This window comes from Elusimicrobiota bacterium (assembly GCA_016182905.1).
Taxonomy (GTDB): Bacteria; Elusimicrobiota; Elusimicrobia; order UBA1565; family UBA9628; genus GWA2-66-18.
The window spans coordinates 61,346-69,675 of record JACPFR010000028.1 but is presented as its reverse complement, the minus strand read 5'-3'; the positions used below and the strand labels follow the sequence as shown (position 1 = coordinate 69,675).

Below are 8,330 nucleotides of genomic sequence, written 5' to 3'. Positions count from 1 at the left end.
GGTGACTTCCGCGAGCTTGACCTCCGCCGGGGATGCCGAGTCCAAGTGAACTCCGAGCGGAGTACCCTGGCCATCAACCAGAACCATAAGCTTCGATCCCTTCCCGCGTTTGGTTTTGCCGACTTTGAGTCCCCTTTTTTGCCCCAGCCGTCACAAACTCTGTCGTCCTCAGCGCATGTGTGATGGTAAAAATATCTAATTTTGTCCGATGAGCGAGGCTTACCGTGAGTTCTACGGGCGGATGATCGTCGCCGCCTTCGCGTTCATCTTCCTGGTCAGCGCCGGGATCTACGCGGCGACGCGCCGGCGGGACCTGGTCAAGCAGTACTGCGTCGCCCATCTCGTCGCGCTGACGCTCGGGACCATCGTCGACATAATACTCGCGCTGTATATCATGCCCCGCGGCGGCATCCCGCCGGCGTACGTGGGCGGGATCTTCCTGGCGCCGATCGCCTTCTTCGTCGCCTTCTCGATCTACATCTGCCATCGCGGCACGGTCCTGCACGCGCACGACATCCTGATCCCGATCGTGCCGATCGTCCTGTGGGGTCTGCTCGTGATCTTCGGCGGCCAGCGCGGCATGGGGGACTACGACGTGCTCGGCGCGTGGTTCGTCTCGGCGGGGTGCGGAGGCGTGGACATCGCCGCGTCCTTCGGGTCGCCGGCGCTGACGGAGCGGGCGCGCCGGGTGAAGCTGGCGGGCTACGCCTTCATGCTCGCCGCCGTCTACCTCATTTTGCCTTGGGCGACGGCTTAGCGAGGAGCAGCCGAAGCTCCGTGATCTTGGCCCTGGCGCGCGAGTGCTCGGAGCGGTCGCGCTCGTTGTCCAGGATCCGGATCCAGAGGGCGAGGGCCTCGCGGTGCTCCCCGCGCGCCTGGCGCAGGTTGGCCAGGATCGCCTTCATCGTGCTCGGCGTCTCCGGGGCGTCGAAGCTCGACTCGAGCAACGCGATCATTCGGTCCGTGTCGCCCTGCTTCTTATAGGCCAGCGCCGCGAGGTACAGCGCGTACATCGGCTGGTCGGGGGAGCGGCGCATGCCCTCGTTCAGCAGCTCCGCGGCCTCGTCGGGGCGCTCGACGCCGTGGAACCAGGCGAGCATGCCGGCGGAGAACAGGACGGCCCGGTGGAACGAGGGGTCGAGGCGGGAGACGCGAAGGCTCAAGACGGACAGATGCTCGTACGAGCGCCCCGGGCGGTCGGCGTATTCCGGCAAAGACCCGGCCGCGTACTGCAGGAGCTGGATCCAGGCGAGGTCCGCGGCCGGCGCGCGGAAGCCGGCGGAGGCCAAAGCGGCGTCCTGGAAGGCGAACGGCCCGGCCTTCAGCTCGCCCAGCGGGGGGAACCGGGGCTCGTGGAGGCGGCGCATGCGCGACCCGGCGAGGAGCGCCAGGGCGAACGCCGCGGCCGCGACGGCGAGCCAGCGTCCTTTCATCAGAACTCCTTCTGGTCGAACAGCTGGACCGACAGCGCGAGGCACGCCGCGCTGTAGGCGAGGGCGTAGACGCCGGCCCACATCAGCCACTCCGCCCCCGGCGCCGCCTGATGCCAGAAGTCCCGGTAGTTGAAGCGGGCGAAATCCGGCGCCGCGTGCGAGAAGGCGACGAGCGCCGTCTTCAGGAAGGCGCTGCCCGAGCGGTCGGCGAGGAAGCGCATCTCGGAGGAGAAGTGGCCGAGCATCCAGAGGAACACCGCGAACGCCGTCGCCGCCGCCTCGCTCGTCAGCGCGAGGGAGAGAAGCAAGGAGAGCGCTCCCATCACCGCCGTCTTGCCGAGGACGCAGCCCAGGGCGGCGAGATAGCGCAGCGGCTCCCACCAGCCGAACAGGCCGAGCAAGGCCAGGTGCATCAGGGCCATGACGCCCATGCCGAGCGCGACGGACGCGACGGTGCCCAGGAAGCGGCCGAGGAGGTAGTTCCCGCGCCGCACGGGGTGGGTGAGGATCAGGTAGATCGCGCGGGACTCGATCTCGACGAGGATCAGGCTCACCGCCAGGAACACGACCGAGACGAGCGCGATGGCCTCGATGGCGGCCAGCCCCAGGTCGAGCAGGAGGCGCGCGCGCTCGTCGGCGCCGAGGGCGGAGACGATGATCGCGCCGCCGAGCAGCACGAGGCCGAACAGCGCCGCGGACAGCCACGCCTTGCGGCGGATGTGCTCCTTGAACGTGTACGCGAAGACGGCCGAGATGGTCTGCATATCACTCCATGCGGATCGCGCCGACGCCGTCGGTCCGGACGACGGCCGCGGCGAAGGCCGTCTCGAGGGCGTCGGCCTTGCCGCGCCACTCCTCCTGCCTCATCACCTTCACGAGGCGCCCGCCGCTGAGGATGCCGATGCGGTCGCAGACGCGCTCGACCTCGGAGATGTCGTGCGAGGAGAAGAGCACGGTCTTCCCCTTGGACTTGAGCCAGAGGATCAGCACGCGCACCTCCTTGATCGCGAGCGGGTCGAGCCCGGTCACGGGCTCGTCGAGGATGACGAGCTCGGGGTCGTGGATGAGCGCCTGGGCCAGGCTCGCGCGCTGCAGCATGCCCTTCGAGTAATCCGAGAGCCTCTGGTCCATCGCCTGGACCAGGCCGACCTTCTCGAGGATCTCCGTCACGCGCCGCTCGATGTCCGCGCCCGGGATGCGCGACAGGGCGGCGAACAGGCGCAGGTTCTCCCGTCCCGTCAGGGTCTTGTTGAGGTACGCCGCCTCGGGCGCGTAGCCGATGCGGGCGAGGACCTCGACGTCGGAGGCGCGCCGGCCCAAGGTCTCCACCTCGCCCTTGGTCGGGTGATGCAGGCCCATCAGGAGCTTGATCGCGGTGGTCTTGCCCGAGCCGTTGAGGCCGAGGAGGCCGAACACCTCGCCCTTCTCGACGTCGAGGTCGAGGCCGACCAGGCCCGGCGTCTGGGTGACGCGCCCGAGGTGGGACCGGCGGTAGATCTTGGAGACGTTCTGGAATCGGATGGCGTTCAAGCGATCACCTCTGGAAAGACTGCCAAAGACCGTAGGCTCCGACCATGGCCAGGGCCGTGGCGGTCAGGCGCACGCGCCGCGCGAACAGCTCCTCGGCGCGAGACTCGGAGACGTCGGCGAGGCGGCGCTGCTCCGCGCGCAGGCCGCACCAGGCGACGAAGAGGAGCGCGGCGCCGGCGGAGGACGCGCCGGCGAAGGCGGCCGGGAGCGCGAGGGGGGCATGCGGCAGCGCGGGACGGGCGGCGGCGCACCAGGCGAGGCCGAGGCAGCCGGCGGCGGCGGCGCTCGCGGCAGGGGCGAGCCTGCCCAGGCCGGCGGCGAGGGTCGCCCCGAGCGTCCCCGCCCAGGCCAGCCAGGCGGGCGCGGGGAGCAGGCCCCCGGCGGCGAATCCGCACGAGACCGCGCCGAGCAGGAGGCCGAGCGCTCTCCGCCCCGGAGGACGCGCGCCGAGGCACAGCGCGATCGCGAGCACGGTCGGGAAGCCGGAGGCCGTTCCGAGCGTCGTTTCCGCGCCGCGCCGGAGGCTTTCCAGCGTCATCGCGAACGGAGTGCGGCGCGCCTCGACGGCCGCGGCGGTGAAAGCGGGCGCGTCGGCGGTCAATGTGAACGACAGGCGGCGGCGGCCCGGGATGTCCACGAAAGTCCGATAATCGCTCGTGTAGGGAAGGGTTCGTCCGCGGTATTCAGCGGCCATTTCGCTGCGGTATTCTTCATAGAAGGCCGCTGAACCGGTCAGCGCCGTTTCCGCGGGGACCGCCGGATATTCCAGGCGCAAGAAGAAGACCCCTTCCTCGTTCACCTCCCACGGCAATTGCCGGTAGCGGGCCCGGACGAGCTTGCCGTTCAATATGTTCTTCCCGGCCGAAAGCCGAAAGTGCGCGTTGACATAGGACTCGACCTTCGCCCGGGTCTCCTCCGGCCAATTCTCGGCGGGCATCGGATGCAGTCCGGCCACCTCTTCGATCCAAAAGATGGAATCGCTCCGAAGATCGGCGATGGTTCTATCCGGTTCCACGAGGATCGTCACGCGCACGGGCATTATCGGATAGCCCTCGTGAGCGGAGGCTTTCAACGCTAGAAACAGCATGCAAGCGGAAAAACTCATGATTATCTAAAGTAAAGTAAATAACCCGTCCGAACTGCGAGCATTGCCGTTTTGGTAAGCTAGGCGCCCATGAAGCGAGGCCATTATTCCACCGCCGGGTGCGCGCTCGCCGCGGTGTCGGCGGTGATCTGCGCCGCGTGGGGCCCGCTGCTTCTCAGGGGTTTGGTGCCGCTCGACGGCAACATGATCGCCCTGTCGTATCCCAATTGGAGCATGACGCGGGATCTGGGGGCGGGCAGCCTTCTGCCGGCCTGGAATCCTTGGCGCGATATGGGCGAGCCCTTCTTCGCGGACCCTCAGACCATGGCGGCCTATCCCGTGATGCGAGCGCTCTGCCTTCTGCCGGATTTCTCGGCCTTCCTGCGGTCGTGGGTGGTGCTCCACACGTTGTTGGCCGCGTGTTTTTTGGGCGTTCTGGCCTGGCGTCTGTATGCATCCCCGGCGGCCTGCGCGGCGGCCGCGGCATTGGCGGGATTGAACGGCGCTTTTACCGGTCGAGTGACTTTCCCGAATCATTTCGCCGCCGCCTCATGGCTCCCGGCTATCCTTTACTTCCAGCAGGAGCTGTCGCCCTTGGGTTTGGGCGTGAGCGTGGCCATGCAGTGGTTCGCGGGCTTCCCGCCCTTCTCCGTCTTGAGCGTGTTGGCCGTTTCAGTCTGGGCCGCCGGCCAAGGCCGCAAAGGCCTGAAGTGCCTGATTCAGGGAGGTCTGTGGGCGATGGGGCTTGCCGCGGTCCAATGGATCCCATTCCTTGAATTCATGGCGAGAGCCAGCCGCACGTTGGTTTTGGATTCCGCGACGGCCCGCCAGTATTCCCTGGCCCCGGGGCAGCTTCTGAAAGAGGCGTTCATCCCTCAATGGATCCATTTTTCCCCGTCTGTCATCGGCGATCCGGCGATCGTGTGTTTTTATACCGGTCTCGCGGCTTGGGGGCTCGCGGGCTGGGCGGTTTGGCGCGGCGGGAGGAGGGAAACGGCTTTGGTCTCCTGCTGCGCGGCGGCTTTTCTGCTCAGCCTCGGCGGACATCTTCCGGGGTTCGATGCGATGACGGTCCTTCGGATATTCCGTTTTCCCGCGAACTGGCTGCTGTTGGCGGCTGCGACGCTCGCCCTTCTGGCCGCGTCAGGCGTCGCCCGGCTGCGCGGAGCGGCCTGGCAATGGGGCGCCGTCGCCGTCGTGATCCTGGATCTCGTCGTTTTCGCCCAGGCGCCGCGCGCGGCTTGGGCGCTCCCGTCGTTTTTAAGCGAGCCGCCCGCCGTCACGCGCTCGTTTCAAGGCGAGCGGACCCTCTCGCGCATCTATCATACCGAGGAGCTTCGCCGCGCCTGGGAGAGGGGCTTTCTGGAGACGGAAGACGACTATCTCTTGATGCGGGATTTTATCGCGCCGTCCTATGGCGCGGCGTTCAGGGTGTCGGAAGCGAGCTCCTACCAGACATTGCGTCTTAAGACGGCGAACGCCTATTTGGACCGCTTGGCGAAGGAAGGACCGCGTTCGTCGATGGCCGACTGGGCCGGGATCGAGATGGTGGCGGGGCTCAAGCGCGGGGCCCGACGCGTCGCCCGGGACACCGTCGGCCTGACGCCCAGGGGGCCGGCGCGTCCCCGCGTCTTCCTCGAGCCTCGAGACGCCGGAACGTCGAAGATCGGATCCTATCGTCCGGGGCGCGTGACGGCGAGGATCGACGCCGTCGGCGAAGGGCGGGTCGTTCTCTCGGAGATGGATTACCCGGGCTGGCGGGTCTTCGTGGACGGCCGGCCGGCGCCGAAAGTCCTCTTCGCTCAGGCGTTCCCATCCGTCGTGGTTCCCGCCGGCGGGCATGACGTGCTGTTCGTCTTCAGATCGTGGTCCCTGATCATGGGCGCCGGCATCAGCCTGCTTTCGGTGCTCGCGCTCGTGCTTGCGGTTTCGGGCCGACGGACGGCGCCTATCCGAGGCGGCGCATCATGAGCATCGCGGCCAGGCCGGCGCCGAAGCTCGCCAGGGAGGAGAGGCTGCCGTGCTCGCGGTGGTGCAGGCGGGGCACCACCTCGGCGGCGCCGATGTAGACGAAGGAGCCGCCGGCGAACGCGAGGAGCAGGGAGAACGCCCAGGGCTCGAGGCGCGAGGCGACGGCGCTGCTCAGCAGAGCCCCGACGGGCGTGGCGAGCGCCACGGCGGCGAGGGCGGCGCGGCGCAGGCCCGGAGAATCTCCGCCCAGCATGGTCGAGAGAGTGAAGCCGTCGGCGAGCTTGTGAAGGATGGTGGCGGCGCCGACCGCGATGAGGGCCGGAGTCCCGGCGAACGCGGCCGCGCCGAGATTGATCCCGTCGAAGAAGGAATGCAGGAAAAGCCCGGCGATCGCCGCCTTGCCCAAAGGATGGGAGTGGCAGTCCTCCGAGGCCTCATGGCAGGGATCGAGAGGCGCCAGGTTCTCCGCCGCGTAGCAGAACACGAAGGCCGCCAGCGCGCCCCAGCCGGCGTAGGCGGGGGCCAGGCGCCAGGCCTCGGGCAGGACGTCTCCGAACGCGACGGCGATCAGGATGCCCGAGCGGAACGCCTGGACGCGCCACAGCCCGGCCCGCGCCACGACCCGGTCCACGACGGGGGCGGCGCCGCCCGCGACGGTCGCCGAGACGGCCAGGACGAGGATGGCGCCGAGGATGATCATGAGGACCTCGGCGAGACGAGCCGCGCGGCCGACGAGAGGACGTAGACGCAGCAGGCGACGCAGACGACGACCGGCCCGAGCGGCAGGTCGTGCGCGTAGGACAAGTAGAAGCCGGCGAAGGCGCTGAGCCCGCCGAGGATCGAGGCGAGGATCGAGAAGGACAGCATGCCCCCGGCCCAGGGAAGCGCCGCCATCGGGGGGATGACCAGGAAGCCGAAGATCACGAGGGGGCCTACGGTCATGACGCCGAGCGAGACGGTGACGCCGATGATCAGGTAGAGCAGGAGGTCCCAGACCAGCACGCTGCGGCCCAAGGTCACGGCCATGTCCCGGTCATAGGAGACCAAGGTGAACTCGCGCTGGAAAAGGAACATGCACGCGGCCACGACGGCGAAGACGTCGAGCATCGCGTGGAAGTCGGACTCGGAGATCGCGACGATCTCGCCCTTGAGCAGGCCGAGCATCTCGGTCTCCCCGGCGGCGTTCCAGGCGACGAAGAGGATCGCCGTCGCGCCCGCGAGCGCGTACAGGACGCCGATGCGGCCCTCCGATACCCCGGCTCCGCGGCGCTCGAGCGCGGCGAGGACCAGGATCGTCCCGACGGTGAAGACGAGCGCGCCGACGATGGCCAAGTGCTTCTCCCGGGCCTCTCCGCCCGCGAGGAAGTTCAGGCCCAGGCCCTGGAGCATGAAGGCGAAGGCGATGCCGGAGGCCGAGACCTGGGGGAGCGCCACGCCCCAGAACACCAGGCGCCGGAGGATGAAGTAGACGCCGACGAGAGGGCAGACGAAGCCGACGACGACGCTCCCCCACACGGCGTGGTGCAGCAGGAAGTCCGGCTTGAGCATCTCGAGGATAACGCTCATAGCTCGGACCTGAAGACCTCGCTGAGCCGGCCTTTCGACAGCATCTCGCCGGACGGCCCGGTGGTCACGAGGCCGTCGTCCACCCACGCGATGTGCGAGAACAGCCCCTTTTCCGCGCTGACGCGGTGGCTCACCATGAGGATCGTGAGATCGAGCCGCTCCTTGAGGTCCTTGAGGAGCTTGAGCAGGGCCTGCTGGGTCGTGATGTCGATGCCGGCCAGGGGCTCGTCGAGGACGAGGATCTCGGGCTCGGCGGCGAGCGCGCGGGCGATCATGACGCGCTGCTTCTGGCCGCCGGAGAGGTCGCTGAAGCGCCGTCCCGCGAGCGAAGCCGCGCCGCAGTCGGCGAGGCAGCGGCGCACGACGTCCTCGCGGCCGGCGCCGCGCAGCCTCCGGAGAAGCTCCAGCTTCCGGTACGTGCCCATCTCGGCCACGTCGCGGGCCGACAGGGGGTAGAGCGGGTCGAGGCGCTCCTTCTGCGGCACATAGCCGAAGCGGGGCATGCCGAAGAGCCGTCCCTTGCCCGTGAACTCGCCGCGCAGGCAGGGGATGAGCCCGAGCATCGTCTTCAGGATGGTCGTCTTGCCCGAGCCGTTGTGGCCGAGGATTCCCCAGAAAGAGCCCGGCATGACCGCGAGGTCGACCTTCGTCAAGACCGGGGTCTTGCCGTAGCCCAATGCGGCGTTCTTGAAGCGGATCAGCGGCTCGACCGCGGATTTCGGCATCGGACGTATCCTACAAAATGA

The 8,330-nt window shown here is 68.3% G+C and carries 9 protein-coding genes; 2 read left to right on the top strand and 7 right to left on the bottom strand.

From position 1 onward, the window contains the following. The first annotated feature begins 208 nt into the window (after positions 1-208). Positions 209-757 carry a hypothetical protein gene (locus HYV14_11000; GenBank protein MBI2386528.1) on the top strand — a complete coding sequence of 183 codons (549 nt, stop codon included), beginning with the start codon at positions 209-211 and terminating at the stop codon, positions 755-757. Here the strand turns inward: HYV14_11000 and HYV14_10995 are convergent. From HYV14_10995 to HYV14_10980, 4 genes are read right to left on the bottom strand one after another with little or no spacing between them, the layout of a single operon-like run. After that, on the bottom strand, positions 732-1,433 hold the full coding sequence (locus tag HYV14_10995; protein MBI2386527.1) for a hypothetical protein: 702 nt from the start codon (positions 1,431-1,433) through the stop codon (positions 732-734). The genes HYV14_11000 and HYV14_10995 overlap by 26 nt on opposite strands. Next, positions 1,433-2,197, bottom strand: a complete 765-nt coding sequence (locus tag HYV14_10990; protein MBI2386526.1) for an ABC transporter permease — start codon at positions 2,195-2,197, stop codon at positions 1,433-1,435. The genes HYV14_10995 and HYV14_10990 overlap by 1 nt, the downstream gene beginning before the upstream one ends. Position 2,198: 1 nt before the next feature. After that, positions 2,199-2,963, bottom strand: a complete 765-nt coding sequence (locus tag HYV14_10985; protein MBI2386525.1) for an ABC transporter ATP-binding protein — start codon at positions 2,961-2,963, stop codon at positions 2,199-2,201. 4 nt (positions 2,964-2,967) lie between these two features. Beyond that, positions 2,968-3,990: a hypothetical protein gene (locus HYV14_10980; GenBank protein ID MBI2386524.1), complete on the bottom strand. Its 1,023-nt coding sequence runs from the start codon at positions 3,988-3,990 to the stop codon at positions 2,968-2,970. A 192-nt stretch (positions 3,991-4,182) separates the two neighbouring features. Between HYV14_10980 and HYV14_10975 the strand changes: the two genes are divergently transcribed. Continuing rightward, positions 4,183-6,018: a hypothetical protein gene (locus HYV14_10975; protein MBI2386523.1), complete on the top strand. Its 1,836-nt coding sequence runs from the start codon at positions 4,183-4,185 to the stop codon at positions 6,016-6,018. Here the strand turns inward: HYV14_10975 and HYV14_10970 are convergent. Genes HYV14_10970 through HYV14_10960 form a run of 3 tightly spaced genes read right to left on the bottom strand, consistent with a single transcriptional unit; the run spans position 5,996 to position 8,309 of the window. Further along, the gene (locus HYV14_10970; GenBank protein MBI2386522.1) at positions 5,996-6,718 is read right to left on the bottom strand and encodes a ZIP family metal transporter; all 723 of its coding nucleotides are present in this window, start codon (positions 6,716-6,718) and stop codon (positions 5,996-5,998) included. The two genes, HYV14_10975 and HYV14_10970, sit on opposite strands and share 23 nt — an antisense overlap. Then, a complete protein-coding gene (locus HYV14_10965) occupies positions 6,715-7,584 on the bottom strand; it encodes a metal ABC transporter permease (protein ID MBI2386521.1) in 870 nt (289 codons plus the stop codon). Before HYV14_10965 ends, HYV14_10970 begins: the two co-directional genes overlap by 4 nt. Then, entirely contained in the window at positions 7,581-8,309 is a 729-nt protein-coding gene (locus HYV14_10960; protein ID MBI2386520.1) for a metal ABC transporter ATP-binding protein, read from the bottom strand. The genes HYV14_10965 and HYV14_10960 overlap by 4 nt, the downstream gene beginning before the upstream one ends. Between the last annotated feature and the right edge of the window lie 21 nt (positions 8,310-8,330).